This is a genomic window from Lysobacter sp. OAE881 (assembly GCF_040546665.1).
Lineage (GTDB): Bacteria > Pseudomonadota > Gammaproteobacteria > Xanthomonadales > Xanthomonadaceae > Lysobacter_J > Lysobacter_J soli.
On the sequence record NZ_JBEPOG010000001.1, the window covers coordinates 3,942,294 to 3,961,725 of the forward strand.

General features: G+C 66.7%; 16 protein-coding genes. 2 read left to right on the forward strand and 14 right to left on the reverse strand.

The annotated features are described in order from the left end of the window. Positions 1-11 precede the first annotated feature (11 nt). On the reverse strand, positions 12-1,640 hold the full coding sequence (locus tag ABIE51_RS18060; RefSeq protein ID WP_192632796.1) for a TldD/PmbA family protein: 1,629 nt from the start codon (positions 1,638-1,640) through the stop codon (positions 12-14). Positions 1,641-1,892: 252 nt separating this feature from the next. Beyond that, positions 1,893-2,726 carry a PhzF family phenazine biosynthesis protein gene (locus ABIE51_RS18065; protein ID WP_192632795.1) on the reverse strand — a complete coding sequence of 278 codons (834 nt, stop codon included), beginning with the start codon at positions 2,724-2,726 and terminating at the stop codon, positions 1,893-1,895. A gap of 348 nt (positions 2,727-3,074) precedes the next feature. On the opposite strand from ABIE51_RS18065, the gene ABIE51_RS18070 reads away from it, so the two are divergent. Then, on the forward strand, positions 3,075-4,451 hold the full coding sequence (locus tag ABIE51_RS18070) for a DUF1214 domain-containing protein (RefSeq protein ID WP_192632794.1): 1,377 nt from the start codon (positions 3,075-3,077) through the stop codon (positions 4,449-4,451). Positions 4,452-4,495: 44 nt separating this feature from the next. Further along, complete coding sequence (locus tag ABIE51_RS18075) at positions 4,496-6,016, forward strand: DUF1254 domain-containing protein (protein ID WP_192632793.1); 1,521 nt, start codon at positions 4,496-4,498, stop codon at positions 6,014-6,016. Between the two features lie 163 nt (positions 6,017-6,179). Here the strand turns inward: ABIE51_RS18075 and ABIE51_RS18080 are convergent, their stop codons facing one another. From ABIE51_RS18080 to ABIE51_RS18135, 12 genes are all read right to left on the reverse strand, one after another. Then, on the reverse strand, positions 6,180-7,232 hold the full coding sequence (locus tag ABIE51_RS18080; protein WP_354504662.1) for a fimbrial protein: 1,053 nt from the start codon (positions 7,230-7,232) through the stop codon (positions 6,180-6,182). A 149-nt stretch (positions 7,233-7,381) separates the two neighbouring features. After that, on the reverse strand, positions 7,382-9,928 hold the full coding sequence (locus tag ABIE51_RS18085) for a fimbria/pilus outer membrane usher protein (RefSeq protein ID WP_192632791.1): 2,547 nt from the start codon (positions 9,926-9,928) through the stop codon (positions 7,382-7,384). Positions 9,929-10,130: 202 nt separating this feature from the next. Continuing rightward, a complete protein-coding gene (locus ABIE51_RS18090) occupies positions 10,131-10,868 on the reverse strand; it encodes a fimbria/pilus periplasmic chaperone (RefSeq protein ID WP_354504665.1) in 738 nt (245 codons plus the stop codon). A gap of 93 nt (positions 10,869-10,961) precedes the next feature. Next, positions 10,962-11,528, reverse strand: a complete 567-nt coding sequence (locus ABIE51_RS18095) for a fimbrial protein (RefSeq protein ID WP_192632790.1) — start codon at positions 11,526-11,528, stop codon at positions 10,962-10,964. Positions 11,529-11,868: 340 nt separating this feature from the next. Continuing rightward, positions 11,869-12,486, reverse strand: coding sequence for a dihydrofolate reductase family protein (locus tag ABIE51_RS18100; RefSeq protein ID WP_192632789.1), 618 nt, complete (start codon positions 12,484-12,486; stop codon positions 11,869-11,871). Positions 12,487-12,558: 72 nt separating this feature from the next. Beyond that, positions 12,559-12,954 carry a GFA family protein gene (locus ABIE51_RS18105; protein ID WP_192632788.1) on the reverse strand — a complete coding sequence of 132 codons (396 nt, stop codon included), beginning with the start codon at positions 12,952-12,954 and terminating at the stop codon, positions 12,559-12,561. Between the two features lie 109 nt (positions 12,955-13,063). Further along, positions 13,064-14,431, reverse strand: a complete 1,368-nt coding sequence (locus ABIE51_RS18110) for a choice-of-anchor Q domain-containing protein (protein WP_192632787.1) — start codon at positions 14,429-14,431, stop codon at positions 13,064-13,066. A gap of 395 nt (positions 14,432-14,826) precedes the next feature. Then, complete coding sequence (locus ABIE51_RS18115) at positions 14,827-15,504, reverse strand: hypothetical protein (RefSeq protein ID WP_115842074.1); 678 nt, start codon at positions 15,502-15,504, stop codon at positions 14,827-14,829. A 194-nt stretch (positions 15,505-15,698) separates the two neighbouring features. Beyond that, on the reverse strand, positions 15,699-15,959 hold the full coding sequence (locus ABIE51_RS18120; protein ID WP_115841887.1) for a hypothetical protein: 261 nt from the start codon (positions 15,957-15,959) through the stop codon (positions 15,699-15,701). Positions 15,960-16,309: 350 nt separating this feature from the next. Continuing rightward, a complete protein-coding gene (locus ABIE51_RS18125; protein ID WP_192632786.1) occupies positions 16,310-16,684 on the reverse strand; it encodes a hypothetical protein in 375 nt (124 codons plus the stop codon). Between the two features lie 257 nt (positions 16,685-16,941). Then, positions 16,942-18,345, reverse strand: a complete 1,404-nt coding sequence (locus ABIE51_RS18130; protein ID WP_192632785.1) for a glycosyltransferase family 2 protein — start codon at positions 18,343-18,345, stop codon at positions 16,942-16,944. Further along, the gene (locus ABIE51_RS18135) at positions 18,342-19,430 is read right to left on the reverse strand and encodes a HEAT repeat domain-containing protein (protein WP_192632784.1); all 1,089 of its coding nucleotides are present in this window, start codon (positions 19,428-19,430) and stop codon (positions 18,342-18,344) included. Before ABIE51_RS18135 ends, ABIE51_RS18130 begins: the two co-directional genes overlap by 4 nt. Positions 19,431-19,432: the final 2 nt, after the last annotated feature.

A 19,432-nucleotide genomic window follows, 5' to 3' on the forward strand; every position in this document is an offset into this window, starting at 1 on the left:
CCAGCGCGCGATCAGCCGAGGCTGCGGGCGGTGTTGATGACGTTGATGCCGTTGAAGCGCGCCGTGCTCGAACCGTGCGAGACCGCCGAAACCTGGCCCGGCTGGCCCTTGCCGTCGAAGAACGAACCGCCGAGGCGATAGTCGCTTTCGTCGCAGACGGCGGCGCAGGCGTTCCAGAATTCCGGCGTGCGGATCTGGTAGGCGACGTCCTCGATCTGCTGGGTGATCTTGCCGTTCTTGATCTCGTAGAACAGCTGGCCGCCGAACTGCGCGTTGTAGCGCTGCTGGTCGATGGAGAAGGAACCGTCGCCGATGATGTAGATGCCGTTCTCGACGTCCTTGATCATGTCGGCGACCGACAGCTTGTTCCTGCCCGGCGCCAGCGACACGTTGGCCATGCGCTGGAACTGCACGCTCGACCACGAGTCGGCGTAGCAGCAGCCGTCGGATTCGGTCTTGCCGAGGATGTGGGCCTGGTCGCGGATGGTCTGGTAGTCGACCAGCTTGCCGTCGCTGATGAGGTCCCACTTCTTGGTCTTCACGCCTTCGTCGTCGTAACCGACGGCGCCGAGGCTGCCCGGCTGGATCTTGTCGGCGAAGATGTTGACGATGCCGCTGCCGTACTGGAAGCGCTCCTTCTGCTTGTCCAGCGTGGCGAAGCTGGTGCCGGCGTAGTTGGCTTCGTAGCCGAGCACGCGGTCGAGTTCGAGCGGATGGCCGACGGACTCGTGGATGGTGAGCCAGGTGTGCGACGGATCGAGCACGAGGTCGTACTTGCCCGGCTTGACCGACGGTGCCTTCAGCTTGGCCTTCGCCTGCTTTGCGGCCGCGATGGCGTCTTCCTTCATGTCGTACGACAGGCCGTAGTTCACGACGCCGTTCGGCGAGATGACCTTGCCCGACGATGCGCCGTCCAGGTATTCGAACCCCAGGCCCATCGGCGAGGACAGGCCGTCGCGCGTGCGGAACTTGCCGGTGGCCTGGTCGATGGCGGTGACGGTCATCGGCGCCCAGATGCGGTGCACGTCCTGGTCGATGTAGCTGCCGTCGGTGGACGCGAAGTACTTCTGCTCGTTCACCAGGAACAGCATCGAGTTGACGAAGTTGGCGCCGGCGTTGATCGCCGCGGCGTTCACGCCAAGCAGCAGGTCGGCCTTGTCCTTCAGCGGCACTTCCATCGCGTTCTTCTTGATCGGCGTCTTCCACGACACCTCGCCCACGCCCGGCGCCTTGGCCAGCTGGACCGGCGTGGTCTGCATCTTCGCGTTGGCCTTGGCGATCGCCGCGGCCTGCTGCGCGGCCTTCACCACGCCCTGCGTGTTCAGCGCGTTGGTGGCGGCGAAGCCCCATGCGCCGTTGACCAGCACGCGCACGCCGATGCCCGTGGACTCGGTGTTCACGACGTTCTGGACCTTGTCCTCGCGCGTGATGACGAACTGGCGCAGGTAACGGCCGATGCGGACGTCGGAATAGCTGGCGCCCGCGGACGTGGCGGCCTGCAGCGCGGCGTCGGCCAGCTGCTTCTTCTTGGCCACGTCGAGGGTGGTGAGCAGCTCTTCGGCGGCGATGGCGCGGCCGAACGGCAACATCAGCCCGGCGACACCGATGCCGGACATGGTGAGGAAGGAACGTCTATCCACTGTTGTAGTACCCCCGGAGTGGGCCCGCGGACGCCGGAACGGCGGGCGGGCAGGCGATCGAGACAAAATCGCACCGACTGTGGGTGGGGGGCTCGGGGGCCGTCAAGTGACGAACGGGCTATAGGCGTTGGTCGTAAGGCGGCGCGGGGCGGAAGTGTGCGCTGGGTCGTGTGCGACGCTCCGGGCAGCGACTGTGCCGAATGCGGTGGAATGGCGAGGAACTCGCCAGGCACCGCATTCAATGGATGGCGATCAACCGTCGATCGCCACCGCCGCGCCGCTGACGCGCACGCCATCGCGAAGGTTTTCCGGCACGGCGACGTCCAGCCGGCTCGGTCGCCCAAGGTCCACGCCCTGATGGATGACGAACGCGCGTTCCGCAGGCAGCGCGTCGTTCGCCGCCAGGTACGCGCCCAGCGCTGCGGCTGCCGCGCCGGTCGCCGCATCCTCGACCACGCCGCCGGGCGGGAACGGGTTGCGCGCGTGGAAGGTGGCGTCGTTCTCGCGATGGATGAGGTTGATCGTCGTCCAGTCACGCGTGGCCATCAGCGCGGCGAGTGCGTCGTAGTCGTAGTCCAGTCGCGCCAGTCGATCGCGCGACGCGACCGCGATCACCGGATGCCACGCACCCGCGTATCCGATCGCGGGCGGCAATGCGGGATCGAGTTCATCGCGATGCCAACCCAGGGCGGCCAGCACGGCCGTCAGGTCCTCGTCCGCGAGCGGCTCCACGCGCGGCGCCACGCTGACCAGCGTCGCGCGTTGGCCCGCATCGACGTCCACCCGCACGATGCCGGCGCGCGTGTGCAGCGTGCGCTCGCCCGCGCCGTGCCGCTGCGCATGCGCGATGACGGCCGCGACGGTCGCGTGCCCGCAGAAGGTGACTTCCGCCCGCGGGCTGAAATAGCGCACGTCGAACGCGCCGTCCTCGCGCGGCGAGAAGAACGCGGTTTCCGAATAGCCGACGTCCGCGGCGATCTGCTGCATCTGCGCGTCGGTGAGTCCGCGCGCGTCGAGCACGACACCGGCGGGATTGCCGCCGGCCGGATCGGTGGTGAAGGCGGTGTAGCGCAGGATCTCGGTCATGGCGGGCGTCCTTGGACTGGTGACGGTCCATGGTTGGCGCCGCCCCGTGTCCAGAACAACCCGCGCCGAAGGACGCTGTGTTGTGCACACCCGTGCCGCGCATGCGGCCAGGTTTGGTGTGCGAATGCCAGTGCGCAGCCACCCGGACCGGACGCGGCAACCGCCGCACCGCATGAGTCCGCTTCGTGCCGCAACGCGACAGTTTCGGGGTAGTCGCGAGCGGTTTCCTTCGTAGCATCAATGACTTGCGACGCAACTCACGTTCAGCTCGCTTCGGCTTTATCCGACTTCACCGCCGTTTCACGCCGGCGCTCGCATCAACCCCCTACCTCGCAAGGAGTTGCCGCCATGCCCCGTGTCCGCTGGTTGGCTGTCGCTGTTGCCGTCGCCTTGATCCCGCTCACCGCGTGCAATCGCACGCCCACACCGGAGGGCGCCGCCGAGACGCCGCCCGGAACCGCAACTCCCGCTGCCACGCCCGCCCGGTCGTACACCGACCAGGACATCAGCGATGCGTACATCTACCTGCTGTCGCGCCTGCTGGTGCTGCGCCAGCAGCAGCTCGACCTGAAGGAAGGCTTCAAGTGGAACGAGCTGATCCACCGCAAGCCGGGCGGCGTGGATTGGCCTAACCCGAACCTCGATGTCGCCTATTCCGAAGCCTGGGTCGCCGTCGACGAGAACAGCTGCACGATCGTGACGGTGCCGAAGATCACCGACCGCTACTACACGGTGCAGTTCCTCAACGGCTGGGGCGAGACGCTGGCGAACATCAACGAGCGCACGCAGCCCAAGGGCGCCGGCGATTACGCGGTGTGCCTGAAGGGCGCGAACGTGCAGCTGCCGACGAACGTCACGCGCATCGACCTGCCTGTGAAGTATTCGCGCGTGCTGATGCGCGTCGAACTGGGCAAGGACTGGAAGCAGGCCGAAGCGCTGCAGCACCAGTTCGCCTTCAAGGCGACGGGCAACCCGGCGCCGCCGACCGAACCGGCGGTGCCGGATTTCGACATCGCCAAGCCGCCGGGCGTGGAAGCGTTCGAACTCGCCCCGGCCGTGCTCGACAGCGAGACCGATCTGAACACCGGCATGGAACCGCTGCAGGCCAAGGTGCGCGCGATCGCCGAAGGCGTGAAGGATCCCGCCGAACGCGCACGCGTGGATCAGGTCATCCGCGACAAGGCGATGGCCGACTTCCACAAGGCGTCGGAAATCCTCGGCCACGGCACGAAGCGCAACAACTGGGTGCGCCCGGGCACCGTCGGCGTGTACGGCAACGACTGGCTCACCCGCTCGCTGATCAACCAGGGCGGCATCTGGGCCAACACGATGGACGAGGTCGTCTATTACAAGGGTTCGCTCGACGGCGACGGCGCGAAGCTCAGCGGCGACCACGTCTACACGATCACCTTCCCGAAGGACGCGCTGCCGGCGAGCTTCGCCGACTACTTCTGGTCGGTGATCGCCGTGGACGCGACGAACTTCCGCGTGCTGCCCAATCCGAAGAACCGCTTCCTGCTCAACAACCAGTCGGACCTGAAGTACAACCCCGACGGCTCGCTCACGCTCTACTTCGCCGCCGACAAACCGGCCGACGCGCCCGGCGGCAACTGGCTGCCGACACCGCGCGGGCAGGATTACCGCCTCACCTTCCGCTTCTACGGCCCGAAGGGCGGCGTGAAGGACGGCAGCTACTCCCCTCCTCCGCTGGTGAAGCGCTCCTGATGCGCAGGCACCCGAACACACGAACCCCACGACAAGGACAGCCCATGCGCATCCACACCCTCGCCCTCGCCATCGTTGCCGCGACTTCGCTCGCGGCCTGCCAGAAACAACCCTCTCCCGACGCTGCGGCGCCTGCGCCGCAACCCACCGCCGCCACCGCACCAGCGCCCGCTACCACGCCAACGCCCACCCCCGCTGTGCCCGGTCCCGTCGCCGGCACGCGCCTCACCGAGCCCTACGTTCGCATGGCCGCGCGCGACACGTATTTCTGGGCGTGGCCGATGGTGAACATCTACAACCGCCGGCTCGGCTTCAAGGATCTGCCGGGGCCCGGAAAGCTCGGCGGCGTGCTTCCGGCCGCACCGCCCAACAGCCTGATGATGCTCACCGACTACGTCGCGCCGTCCGAGCGCGAAGTCGCGTGCCCCAACCAGGACGTCGTGTACGGCGGCGGGCCGCTCGCGCTCGACATCGAACCCGTGGTGATCCAGGTGCCGGACTTCGGCGACCGTTTCTGGGTGTACCAGGTCGTGGACTCGCGCACTGACAGCTTCGTCAACCTCGGCAAGATGTACGACACCAAGCCGGGCTTCTACCTGCTCGCCGGTCCCGACTGGAAGGGCGAGGTGCCGCAGGGCATCACCGAAGTCTTCCGCGCCGGCACCAACACCGGCTACGTGATCCCGCGTGTCGCCTTGCTCGACACCGCGGAAGATCGCGCCGCCGTGCAGCCGCTGGTGGCGCAGATCGACATGTACCCGCTGTCGAAGTTCGACGGAAAGCTGAAGCAGCACGACTGGTCGAAGAATCCGTCGTTCCCGCAACCGCCGCGCGCGCCCGGCGGCGGCGAAGCGCCGAAGGTGAATCCGGATACGTTCTTCGATGAACTGCCGATCGTGCTGAAGGACGCCAAGCCGCTGCCCGGCGAGGAAACCCGCTACGCGCAGGCACTGGCGCTGGTGGACGCGTTGCAGAAGGACCCGGCGCTGAAGGCCGCCGCCATCGACGAAGCGAAGAAGGCCGAGCAGGAACTCATCGCGCCGCTGCTGCAGTTCCGCAACTTCGGCGTGCCGCTGCCGCACAACTGGACGACGGTGCGCAACGGCGCGCAGTTCGGCTCGGATTACTTCACGCGCACCGCCGTTGCCAAGTCGAACATCTACGTCAACAAGCCGAACGAGGCGACGTACTTCTACCAGGACCTCGACGACACCGGCGCGCGACTCAACGGCAGCAAGCGCTACACGGTGACCTTCGACAAGGGCGGCCCGCCGGTGAAGGGCTTCTGGTCGCTGACACTGTACGACGCGGAGCACTTCTTCGCGCCGAACGAGATCAACCGCTACTCCGTCGGCACGAAGAACAAGGACCTCAAGCCCAACCCCGACGGCACGCTGACGATCTACGTGCAGCCCGACGCACCGAGCGACCCGGTGCAGCGCGCGAACTGGCTGCCCTCGCCCAAGGGCGCCGACTTCTCGTTGTACGTGCGCACGTACTGGCCGGAGCAGGCGATCCTCGACGATCAGTGGTCGCCGCCGGCGGTGAAGCCGGTTTCGTCCTGAGTCTTCGCGTCAAACAGGAAATGAAGAACGGCGGGAGCGATCCCGCCGTTCTCTTTCGGGCGGCACGATCCAGCCTGTTACGCCTCCGGCAAACACGCCGATGCAAGGCAGAAGCCCGCCATCGCGGCGGGCTTTTGTTTTGAACGATCGAAAGCGGCCGCGTCTACAGATACTGCATCGTGAACATGATCGCCGAGTTCGCGTCGCCCGGCGTAACGGCGGTCGCCGTCTGGTAATACGCCGCGCGCAGCGGAATGGTGTAGTTGCCGGCGGACGAATAGTTCGGCGAGATCGACTTCCAGGGCATCGTGCTGAGGTTGTAGGGCGTGTTGCTGCGGTCGGTAACCTGCACTCCCACGCCGGCCGCTGTTGACGTGGAATCGAGGTTCACAACACCGGTGCTCGCACTGTAGGCAGTCACTCCCGGTGCGAGTTCCAAGCGGTACTGCACCGATGTCATTCCGGCCGGACAGCTGTTCACGTTGATGGTGAAATCCGTGGCGCCCACCCTCGTGCCAATACCAGTGAAGCCGACCCGACTGCGCACGCCAAGGTCTACGGTGACGTCGGGCGTGATGCAACTGCCCGAGGTGATGACGGTCGCCGGAATGGCCAACGAGACTGGCGCGCCCACGAGGCTTGCGTCTATGTACGCGCTGACCTGCATGACCGTGCCGGCCGACGTAGTCCCAGACGTAATGGGCCCTGTGCTGACCAGCGTAAAGCGAGCCTTGCCACCCGTGGTCATGCTCATGCTGTAGTTGGCGTTACCGCACGAGCCGCCGGTCCATCCATAGGGCGGCTGGCCGCTCCAGCCGGCCGGACCGCCACCAGCGGGCGTGATTCCAAGATAAGGCGACCACGTCGAGCACAGTGTGTCGCTGACGTACCTGGAGAACTCCATTGCCAACGCGACACCGGGCACGCCGGTCTGGTAAAGCGTATGGGTGTATCCGCCTGAGGTCCAGGTCCTTCCCGTATCGCTGAATCCGAACTCCTGGGCAGCGGAACCAAGGAACGAGTAGGCGTCGAGGTAGCAGTTGTATGTGTTGGGAAACTGCTGTTCGTACCAGCCTGTCAATTGCGTGCCGGCGGGCGTGTCACGGGCCACGCGAAGCGTGGAGGGCAGGTTGATGTAGTAGGTCTGCCCGCCACCCGAGCAGCTGCTGGCCCACACATGAGTTGAGCTCAACAGCGCCAACAGAAGCAACAGCATCTGCAGGGAGGCGGCTGCGACGTCGCCGGGATTGGGTCGCGTTGGGAATCATGTCGGGAATCTCCGCGCCTTTTGCCATAGCGCTGGCCCTCGGGGAATGGATGTCATTGGTTGCTGCATCGCCGATCGCACACCGACGGCTGTCGAACTTATTGCTCATGGCAGGTCGCCTCGCTGCGCGTAATGTCGTCGGCGGCGGTGGATTGGCGCGATGAATTCCAGTCCAGTACGCACCGCTCGTTCTGTGTGCCCCAGCGCACCGACAGTGCAACGCTGTTGTCGTCGGGCAGGCGCACAAAGGCCTGGGCGTTCTGACCCACATAGCCGACGACGTTGCCTGCGGCGTCATCCACCTCGGCACCGAACGGCGGCTGTATGTCAGATGTCGGGTTGATATGGATGAGGTAGGCCTGTCCGACAGCGGTCTTGTACTTCAACGGCACCACTGCACCTGCGCGCGGCGCGGTAAGCAGACGCGAATTGTCGAGTTCGACGCTGGCGGAAATGCCCTTCGGATCGAGCGTCACCTCGTTGAGGCGATACGGGGAAAGGTTGGAAGCGACCGCGTAGCCCCGATGGTCGACACGACTGGTGCCGTCGCTGCTGAGATGCGCGCCCCTGGCGCCCTTCGCCTCGACGATGCCGATGGTGTCGCCGAGGCTATTGGCCAGCGTGATGCCACCGGGATGGACGACCAGGCCGCCACTGGCCGACACCGACGCCTGCCGGCTGTCGGTGCCACGCGTGTACGCCGCACCGAGGTTGGCGTAGGGCGTGCGCCAGCTGCCGTTGACGCCGACGCTGTCGTGGTTGGTATCGCCGAAGTTGCCGTTGACGCCCCAGCCCACCTGGTTGCGCTCGCCGGCCGAGCCGTTGACGCTCGCCATGAGGCCATTGCCCTGTGAACCGTGCGAACCCTGCAGGTTCAACGTCGGCGGCGTGCTCCGCGCCGACGCATGACCCAGCGGCACGGTGACGTTGACGTAGAACGTGTCGTCGTACTGCCCGTTGCCCAGGCGGGCGCGGTTGGCGGTCACGCTGTACGAAAGATTGCGGAAGTGATTGCTCCAGCCTGCGTTGTAGCTCGTCTCGACCGGACGGCCATCCCAGTAATCGCCGCGGGAGCCACTCAGGTACAGCTGGCCCGCACGCGGCCCCAGGCGCTGGCTCAGCGTGAGCTGGAAACGGCTGCGCTGGCCGCCTGCCTCGTCGCCGACGCCGCCGCCGAGCCGGCCACTGACCACGCCGTCGTTGAGCTGCACGGCGTTCTGCAGGTCGAAGAAGCCCAGACTGGAATAGCGATACGCGGCGAGCGCGAAATCGGTGTTGGTGCTCGGGATGCTCTTGCTGTACGTGATGCGGGCGCTGTAGCCGTTGTGATCGCCGCCGTCGCCCGCGAACTTCGTGCGTGCACCGGTGACGTCCAGCGACACTGCGCCCACCGGGGTATTGAACGCGGCGCCGACCAGCGCGCTGGCGTACAGGCCCGATCCGGCCGCCTGGGCGCCGACGTAGCCCGTCATCAGGTTGTTGAGGCCGCGCTGGTAGGTGCCTTCGATGAAGTTCGGCGCGTCGCCCAGAAGGAAGTCGTTGCGGATCCGGCCGGCCGTGGCCGAATAGCGCCAGGCTCCCGGGCGCAACAGGTTCGGTACCGCCGCGAACGGCACGGTGAAGCTGCGCTGCCGACCATCGGCTTCCTGGATGATCACTTCGAGGTCGCCGCCGTAACCGCTGGCGCCCAGGTCGTTGATCTCGAATGCACCCGGCGCGACGGTCGTCTCGTAGACGACATAGCCGGCCTGGCGCACGGTGACGCGCGCGTTGGTTTCAGCGACACCGCGCACGACCGGCGCATAGCCGTTCATCGAGTCAGGGCGCATGCGGTCGTCGGTGGCCATGTTCACGCCGCGGAACGCCGTGGAGTCGAACAAGCGCCCCTCGGTGAACGTATCGCCGATGGTCAGCTGCGACTGCAGGCGGTCGATGTCGTGCTGCGCATAGGTGTTGATGTTGTCGAAGCTGCTGCCACCGTCCTCGTCCCAGCGCACGTTGGACTGGTTGCGGATGCGCCAGCCGCCGACATTCAGGCCTGCTTCCAGACCCAGGTAAGCCTGGCGCTGGTGATCCACCTGCTGGCTGTCGAACTGCGACGCATTGAAGGTATAGCCAAGCGTGAATGCGTTGACGCCGCGGTCCCACAATTTGGGATCGACGTAGCCACGCGCATTGCGGAGCAGCGCGATCTGGGGAATGGACACGTCCAGACGCAGATCGTCCGCATTCGGGACGACGGTCGCGCTCGGAATCAGCGCTTCCAGATCGAGGCAGTCCCCGTCGAGATTCGCACCCTCAGCTTCCAGCTTGCCCGTGTCCACGTTCATGACGGCGAGCAGGTTGCGCGTGAAGCACGCATGCACGCGGCCATCGGCGGCTTCGCGGAACGCAATGTGCTCGCGCGACACCTGGTACTCGTTGACGTACAGGTCGAGCGAATACTCGCCGGCCACCATCGAGTTGCCGCGTTCGAAACGCGACAGGTCGTAGCGGCCGCTGCCCTCGCCCAGGAACGCGGAGCTGAACTCGACTTCCTGCGGCGCGGGCGCCGGTTCCGGCGCAGGATTCGGCGCTGCCATCGCGAACGGCGGCACGATGCCCAGGGCGATGAGAACTCCGGTGCCGAGGCGCGAGGGACGCATAAGTGGCCGACGCGTGGCCGGTACTTCGCGGTGAAGCTTGCACACATGGTTCATGGTGATGACCTGTCGGATCGGAGAGGCCGTCGCCCCTCGCTGCGCGCGAAAACGGGGCAAGACCTCTCCCTGCCCTCCCGCGGGAGGGCATTGCATTGGGAGGCGGGTGGGCGGCTCGCGCCGCTACAGCGTGGTGCTCAGGCGGCGGTCAGTGCGTGTAGGTCGCTTCGCCGTCGATGAATGCGCCGTAGTCGTTGATCGCCTTGTAGGTCAGGCGCCCGTTGTCTGCGCCGCCCTTGATGGGGAAGCTTTCGCGACCCTTCGCGGGGCACATGCCGCCGCCGGTCATGTCGTCGGTGCGATCCGGCGCACCTTTCAGGCGCACGTCGGCGAACGACACGTTGTAGGCGCTGCTGTTGGTGCACTCCATCGCCAGGTCGCCGCCCTGCCGGACAAGGCGCCAGTTGATCTGGTCGATGGCGCCCACCGGATCGCCCTGCAGCGACTGCGGGCGATAGAAGATCTTGATGCGCGTACGCACCGCGAACTGCAGGTAGTTGTTCTCGCCCGTCGCGGCGCCTTCCGGCTTCGGCGGGACTTCGACCACGTTGAGCCAGAAGACCGATTCGCGGTCCTGCGGCAGGCTGCCGTCGCCGGTGAACATGAGCCGCAGCGACTGTCCCTTGCCCGGCTCGACGCGCGAGATCGGCGGCGTCACCAGGAACGGTGCCTTGCTCGTCTCGGCCGTTTCCTTCTCGTCGCCAGAATCCGTCCAGGCCTGCAGCAGGCGCGGCGACGTGCCCGAATTGATCACGCGCACCGTCACTTCGCGCTCGGTGGAGGGATACACGACACGCGTGCCGACGATCTGGATGCCGGCGTGGGCCGCGGACAGGCTGCCGGCCGTCAACAGCACGGCGCACATCACGCGATTGAAGATGTTCATGCTCATTGCCTCGAATAGCGAACCGCGCGGCCCTCGGGCCGGTGTGCGGAGCCGGTCGGAACCGGCCCCGCAGGTGCTGCCGTCAACCGTGGATCAGTTGTAGGCGACCGAGTACATCGCGAAGGTGTCGACCGCACCGGCGGTCACGCCGGTGGCGGGCGCGTAGTACTGCGCCCAGTAGTTCAGCTTCGCCGTGTTGCTGGAGATCGTGACCGTCGGGGCGTTGGTGTTGTCCACCAGGTTGATGTCGGCCATCGAATCGTTCAGCAGGCCGACCTGCACGACGGCGGCGTTGCCGGCGGCGACGGTGTTCTTCAGGCGACCGGTTGCGGCGTCGATCGGGCTCTGCGCGCCTTCGAACTTGACCTTCACGACCTTGCCGTTGGTGCAACCGGTCTGGCCCGAGCCGCCGATGACGATGGAGAACGGCGTGTCACCCGCGCGGGAGCCGGCGGTGCTGAGCGCCGTCTTCTGGATCGTCGGCAGCGTGACCGTGAAGTTCTGGGCGCCGCCGTCGGTGCCGGTACCGCCGGACACGGTGCAGGTGGTGTCTTCGATCTGGCCGCGGAAGGTGATCTTGCCGTCGGCGGCGAAGGCCGACGGGACGGCCGCGGCGGCCACGACGGCGACCAGGGCGGTGGAAAGCAGGGTCTTCTTCATTACGGAGTCCTGAGATGTGCTGGGGGGAATGGTTGGGCCGCAAGGCCTTGGCCCTAGCGACGAAGTGAATGTTCCTCGTCGCGGCCCGCCCACAACATCGGACAGTTCCGAAATCAATCAGATAAGTCGCCCAACATTGCGTTGGGTCAGGAGCCAATCAGGCTGAGCAGGCCCGCGGAGCAGCGCCACGAGGCGTTCTGGTCGTGTACGCGTCGCCGGGCAGGATTCTTTCGTGCCCGGTAAATGTCTCGCGGGAATGCATCACGCACGTTCGAGCCGCGCCAACGTGCGGAGCGCGTCGTGTCGGGGGACCGCGCAGCAGGTCGAATCGTCGACCGGATCAGGATTCGAACGAACCCGTCCGCACGTCGCCTTCGCGCAGGTAGCGATTGACCAGCACGCCGGTGGACGTCGTGCGCGTGGCGTCGAGCCGGAACGCCGATGGCTGCGCGCGATCGTCGAACAAGCGCTTGCCCTGCCCCAGCAGGATCGGATGCACGATCAGACGCAGTTCGTCGACCAGACCGGCGGCCAGCAGTTGATGCACCAGTTCGCTGCTGCCCTGCGTGACGAGGTCGGGGCCGTCGGTGCGCTTGAGTTCGCGCACGGCCGCGGCGATGTCGGCGCCCAGCGCGCGGCTGTTCTGCCATTGCAGCGTGTCGGCATGGTGCGTGGCGACGTGCTTGGTCGCGTCGTTGAACATGTCGGCGATGAAGCGGTGCGGCGCGCCTTCGCGCACGTGCGGCCAATACGACGCGAAGATCTCGTAGGTGCGGCGCCCCAGCAGCAACGCGAACGGCTGCATGAACACGCCGTCCATCACGTCGCCGGAACCATCGGCATACGGCACGATCCAGCCGCCGTACGCGAAGCCGCCGCTGGTGTCCTCCTCCGGCCCGCCCGGCGCCTGCATGACGCCGTCCAGGCTGATGAACGCGGCCACGATGAGCTTGCGCATGGGATCACTCCGTGCGGATCGACGTGTCCGCCTGTTCTGATGACGAACGGGGACGCGCGGAATCGACAGCGGTCAGTCGAGCGACTGGATGCCGTCGGGCAGCCGCACCCACGCGTGCTTGCGGTCGACATACACCGTCACGGTCGGCGCCGGGAACGTCGGATCGGCGAATGCGCCGACCGGAATCGTCACGAAGCCGGGAATGGCGTCGGCGCGCCAGAACACTGTCGCCCCGCACGAGGGACAGAAATGGAAGTGCGCCGTCGTGCCTTCGTCGCCGGTTCGCGCGAACTGCGTGCTGTCGCCTTCGACGGTCGTTGCGTCCTCGGAAAACCGCGCCTGCACGCCGAACGCACTGCCCGTGCGCTGCTGGCAGCACAGGCAATGGCAGATCGAAACGCGCACGGGCTCGCCGCGCGCGATGATGCGCAGCTGCCCGCAACTGCACGAAGCGACGTGGTCGGTCATGGCATCGACTCCCGCGCGGCTCCGCGGCCGCGGCGGGGTCACTCTAGCTGCGTGCGCGCAGGCGATCCACGTTCCGCGCTGTGTCCTCGGACGGGCGGCGGCGGGATCGTCAGCGCTCATACGCGCCGATATCGGGTGCCGGGCCTTTGACTCGCGGGAAGCCCGGCCCGCGCTGGTCGAATTGGCGACCGAGCACGTTGTTGCCTCGATCCAGCGCCGGGCTGTCGGCGCGCAGCCTGTGCGTCCGCGTCGGTCCTCCGTTGTCGGCCAGGGGCAGTACCCGCGGGTCGGCAAATGCAAGCGTGTCCGCCGGCGTCGGCACCTGCGAAGCGCCGATGAGGTTATGGCTGCCGCTTACGGTGCCGTTGGCGATGTCGTATGGCGGCGTGCCCTCGATTCGCCGGTTGCCGGCGACGATGCTTCCTTCCAGCCGCAGCGTCGTCGCATACAGGGCGCCACGTCCGAAATATTCCGGCGGGTAGTAGTGCCACAGATCGCCTTCCGGATAGTTCTCGACGTTGTCGGTGATCGTGGTGTTGTAGATGGTTACCGTGCCGTTGCTGAACTCCGCGGCGCTGTAGTTGAAGGCCGAGTTGCCCGAGATCGTGCTGTCGGCGACGACGCTGTGGCCGGTGCCCATCACCAGCAGGCCGCCGGCTTCGTTCTCGCGATATCCGCCGAGGAAGTCGCGCAGCACCGCGCGGTTGCCCGAGACGGTCGACTTGTTGAGGTTCAGGACCTGGCACGCGATGCCGCCACCGCGATTGGCGCTGTTGTCGCGGATGGTCGAATAGCTTGCATCCACTTCCGTGGCGTAGATGCCGCCGCCGTCGCCCGTCACGTCGTGGCCGTACACCTGGCTGCGGTAGAGCCTCACCGAGCCGCTCGCGAACACGCCTCCGCCGTACCCGTAGATGCCAGCCTTGTTCTCGAACACGCTGCTGAAATTCAGCACGACGTTGCGCGCCGCGATGCCACCGCCGAAGAGGATGATCGAGGTGTATTCCTCCGAGTAGGCTTCGCAATGGTGCACGCGCGAGTGGAACAGCTCGACGGTGCCGTTGGGCGAATGGATGCAGCCTCCTTCGGCTTCATCTTCTTCGCCGGCGACGCGCGACAGGCCGTTGCTCACCGATATCCGCGCGAAATGGAGCGTGCCCGCACCGGTATGGAGGAACGCACGCCCCTTGCGATTCGCGTCGATGGTCAGCGCCGCGCTGCCCGGCCCGAGCAGCCGGAGATGGTCCTGCGGCACGTTGATGGTCCCGTTGAGCACGATGCTCGAACAGCGCAACGAACGCAGGTCGATGGCATCGCCACTCCCCGCGCTTGCGACTGCGGCCCGCAGGCTGCCCGCGCCATTGTCGTTGCAGTTGCTGACCAGTCGCGTGGCTGCGTGGGCAGGGGCGCCCAGCAGGACGGGAACCAGCACGAGGACTATCGGCGCTGCTGCCAGCGCGAGGTGTTGAAGGCGCATCGATCCACTCCATCCTTTGGTGGCATCGGCGCATCCGACGCCCGACCACTTCGCTTCGACGACGAGGCGAAGTGCAGCGGGATTCGACGCCTGCGTCGCGGACGTGGCAGTGAAGACGCGAAATGCCTCACGCGCGGATCACGCGAGCGGACGTGGAGGACGCCTCGCAGCCATTCAGGGCTGCGTGCGCGGGCTCGCCATCACGAAGCAGGTTTCAGAAGGCGGCATGCTTCGAGCCGCGCAGGTGATGTCGGCGGAAGATTCGACGCCCAGGCGAACCGTGGAAACGAACGGCTGCGGATGATCTGCAGGCGTCGGCACACAAAAAAGCGGCCGGACTGCCGGCCGCTACGTTGCTTCACGTCACACGCCCGGGTAGGCCGGGGAAGCGCCGCTTATCGACGGCGACGCGTGGTCCCATCGTCGTGCTGCGCGGTCGCGCGGCTTTGCACGAACTCCGGGAATACCTCGGCGAGCGGTGTCGAGTCCGGCAGGATGTAGAACACGCCGCCCTTCTCGAACGTCGGCCGGATCACCGCTTCGTAGAAATCGGGCTGCACGTTGATGCAGCCGTGGGTGACGCGGTTGTCGTCCGGCGTGGGCGATGCGAGGCGCTCGGGGCGCCGCTCGGCGGGGACGCCGGTCGCCGTCGGGTGCATGGACACCGCGGAGTCGTAATCGACCCACAGCACGCGGCCAGCGTCGGTCGACGGGCCGTAGCCGCCTACGAAGCGACCGGCAGGCGTGGTGCGATCGCGGCCCGGAATTTCGCGAAGCGCGAGACCCGCAACGCCGGGAGCGGAATGGTCGCCGACCGCCGAGCCGAAGAGCCCGGGCGTGGCGCCACGAAGGCGTCCGTCGCCGCCGAACACCAGGATCTGCGCCGCGGCCTTGTCCATGATCGCGAAGGGATAGCCCTGGTTGTCGCCGCTGGCGACGATCCAGCCCGCGAGTTCGGTCACCGTGTCGGACACGGCCTGGTCGGGTGGCAGCTGGTCCATCGCCACCGTGGCCGCCGATTGCTCGGGGCCCTGGGCATGGGCGACACCGCAGATCGCGAACGTCAGCGCCAGCGCGAGCGCGCCGGAAGCGGCGCGGATTGCAGGGTGCATGAAGGTATTGATGGGATACTTCCTTGGGACGAATGCGCCGGTCGACAAAAGAGTCCGGTGGTCAATGAAGACCACCGGATCTTGGGTTCGATCCGTTCGTCACCTTTTGCGTAACTACGCTACGTAGTACGAAAGAGCGATTTACGACAGCGCGATCAACCGCGCGGCTTGCGCGCCGGAGCGGCTTCGAGCTGCTGGACGCGGCCTTCCAGGGCATCCAGGCGCTGGTTGGCCTGCTGTGCGGACTGGTTGGCCGATTCGGCGCTCTGCGCCGCGCTCTGTACCTTCTGGTCGAGCGAGTCGAGGCGCGAGTTGATCGTCGCGAACTCTTCCTTGTAGGTGGCGCAGCCGCCAAGGCCCGCAATTACGACGGCCGCCACACCGAGCTTCGCCAGATTTTGCTTGGTCAGAATCATTCCAATCCTCCTTCGTTGGGATATCGGAAATATCGCGGCGCCGGCTGGAGCCGTGACCCGCCTTCAGCTTGCTTCGCAATATGTAGATGCATCGTGAAGATGCGGGTATCTCGAGGTAGTTAACCCCCTCGAGGGGGGCCTAGCATCGCCCATGCCAGCCATATCTGGCTGAATGTCAGCCATCGGTGAGAAGCGGATGTTCGAAATGAGGCACCGATCACCCGAGTGACGCCTGGCGCAAACTTTTTCCCGATGCGCAAGTCGATCGCACGAATCAGCGGCGAGTCAGCACAAGCGCGGACACGAACGCAACTGCAGCCACACCGCAGCGCTCAGCGCTGGCTCGGGTATTACGCGATGCCGCAGTAGTTCCGGTTTTCCGAGATGTTCCGTTGGCGTGGTCGCTTCGCCCACGCGATTCCCATGCCGAGCATGCTGACGAGAAACATCACGGATACCGTCGCGGCCAATAGCGCGAACGCGATGTCCAGGGTGCCCTGCGCGGACCCGACGGCAGACCCGGTCACGTGCAGCGGCAGGAGGAACAGGCCGAAGAGCGTCGCGCGCATCATGCCCTTCCGGAACCGTCGCATGATTCGCGAATATTCCCGCCCTTTCAGCGGTCTGGAATGCAGGCGATGCATGGACTGGTCGAAGGTCATGTGCTGGCGGTGTATGCAGTCTGTTGCTTGCGGTGTGATGTGGGCGCGATCTTCGTTCCACATGCGAAGCGCTCCCGTCATAACGCACGTGCAAGGCGTCCTCCCCACCGCAGCGCGCCGCCCGGCCGGCGCCCCTCGGCAGCTGCGTGGTTGGCCTTGCGCCATCGCCCTGGGGATGCGGCTCTCTCACGCCTGTCGTCGTTGCCGGGCGGCGAATTGCAGATGGCGCCGTACTGGAATGAGGACCGCTTGGGCGCCTGCGGCCGGCTCATTCACTTGCACGGGTCGTCGCGAAGGCGGCGACGCGACGCGATCGCGGGCTACATCCTCCCCCACTGCCCGCTGCGTTTCATCGCGCCCCACTGGTGCTTGCGTCGCGACATCCATTGCCACATGCCGCGGCAGCGCCACAGCGTGTTGAGCTGGCGATAGCCGAAGTTCTCCAGCACCGCCATCGCGAACAGCCAGAGCATGTCGCGGCTGCGGTTGTAGACGCGGAAGGAAAGCGCCTCGAGCAACAGGCCGTTGACCGACAGCAGGATGCCCATGCCGAGCGCGACGGCGATGAACACGGTGAACGCGACGGGCGACACCCAGCCCATGAGGAAGCCGACGATCATGAAGACGTAGCCGGTCAGCTCGATCAACGGGCCGACCCATTCGAACAGCGCCATGAAGGGCCACGCGAGGTAACCCGCCGCGCCCGCGCGCCAGCCGAAGCGCCACGGTGGGTGGAACATCAGGCTTTCGGCCAGGCCGCGCTGCCATCGCGAGCGTTGGCGTCCCAGCGTGCCGAGATCTTCCGGCGCCTCGGTCCAGCAGATGGGATCGGGCAGATAGCGGATGCGGTACGCGATGCGCTTGCGCCGATGCCAGCGGTGCAGCCGCACGACCAGTTCCATGTCTTCGCCGACCGTGTCGGTGCGATAACCGCCGACGGCTTCCACGCGCGCGCGATCGAACAGGCCGAATGCGCCGGAGATGATCAGCACGCCGTTCAGCGGCGACCAGCCCAGGCGCCCGAACAGGAACGCGCGCAGGTATTCGATGATCTGCATGCGCGCGAGCAGGTTGCGCGGCAGCCCCGATTTCACCAGGAAGCCGCCGCGCACTTCCGATCCGTTGGCGATGCGCACGGTGCCGCCGGCGGCGACGGTCCTTTCGTCCTCGATGAAGGGCTGCACGATGCGCAGCAGGCTGTCGCGCTGGAGGATCGAGTCCGCGTCGACCGCGCAGAACAGCCGGTTGCGCGCGACGTTGATGCCGACGTTGAGCGCGTCGGCCTTGCCGCCGTTCTCCTTGTCGATTACGCGCAGGTTTCCGTAACGCAGTGAGCGATAGACGCCGCGGATCGGCTTGTGCGGCACCGCGCGGCGCACGAGCTCCGGATGCGGGACGAGTTCGAATTCCTCCACCAGCGCCGCGAGCGTGCCGTCCTTCGAGCCGTCGTTGATGACGACCACTTCGAAGTCCGGGTACTGCAATTGCAGCATCGAGCGAACGGACGTGCGGATCGTCGCTTCCTCGTTGTAGCCCGGCACCAGCAGCGAGATCGCCGGCTCGATGCCGAGGTACGGCGCGTCGGTGCCGTACTCGGCGCGCTGGCGCATGTAGCTGCGCAGGCTCAGCATCGACAGCAGGTTGAGTACGAGGTAGCCGCCATTGAGCAGCACGAAGTAGCCGATGAAAAACAGCTGCAGGGCGAAGAGGAACTCGCCGCTCATGCGCGCCCCGCCCTCATCGCGCGCTCGGCGCGGGCGCGCTCCAGCGCTTCGCGTCCGTAGCGGTCCTCCACGCGCGGCAGCAGCGACTGCAACGCGCCGTCGTCCATGCGCGGAAGCGCGGCCAGCGTGTCGGCGACTTCCCGGCGCACCCACCAGCTCTGGTCGGCGAGCGCGGGAAGCAGCACCTCGATGTCGGACAGATCCGCCGACGCCCGCAACGCCTGGGCCGCGGTGAGGCGCACCGCGGGGTCCTCGTCGTGCAGCGAGCGGACGATCAGCGGCTTGTCGCGCGGATCCCCCAGCTCGCCCAGCGCCTTGAGCGAGGCCTGCCGGTTGCGTGCATCGGCGTCGCCCAGCGCGCGTTCGCGCGCCCAAGGTGCCGCACGCACGGGATCGGCGAAGGCGAGCAGCGGCGCGAGTCGGGCCAACGCACGCGCGTCGGCGCGCGCGAGCAGATCGAGCAGCGCGTCGGTGACGGCGTCGCGTCCGGCCTGGCGGCACAGCGCGACCAGGCGCTGCCCGCCCCAGTGTTCGCCCTCCAGCGCGATCGGCAGCACCGTTCGCGTCGCACGTGGTGCGTCCATCGCGATCAGCGCCTGCGCGGCGGCGAATGCGACGAACGGATTGCGTCCGTGCGCGAGCGGTTCGACCGCGTCCCAGTGCGCGGCGTCGCCGAGATGACGCAGGGTTTCCAGCGCGACAAGGCGATTGCGCACGCCGGGAAACCGCAGCAGTCGCAATGCGTACTCGTCGAGCCCGAGCGAGAGCAGCAGCCGGTTCAGCCGCGAGGTCGCCTCGCCGCGCAGCTTGCGTTGCAGCTTGTTCCACAACATGAGCCACCACAGGCGCCTGCGGCCCTTGGGCGCCGGCAGGTCGCAGGCGATGTCGGTGTCCAGGCTCGCCATCGCCATGTGCGGGCGCCATTGGCGATCGAACGCCTCACGGGCACGACGCTGCCGCGTCGCCAGCGTGGAAAGCACCAGCACCTGGAGCAGCACGAGGACCGTGACGACCGCCAGCAGCGAGGCGATCAGGCTGGCCAGCCGGAGCAGCGGATCGACCGGTAGCCAGCTGGTCCATTCCATCG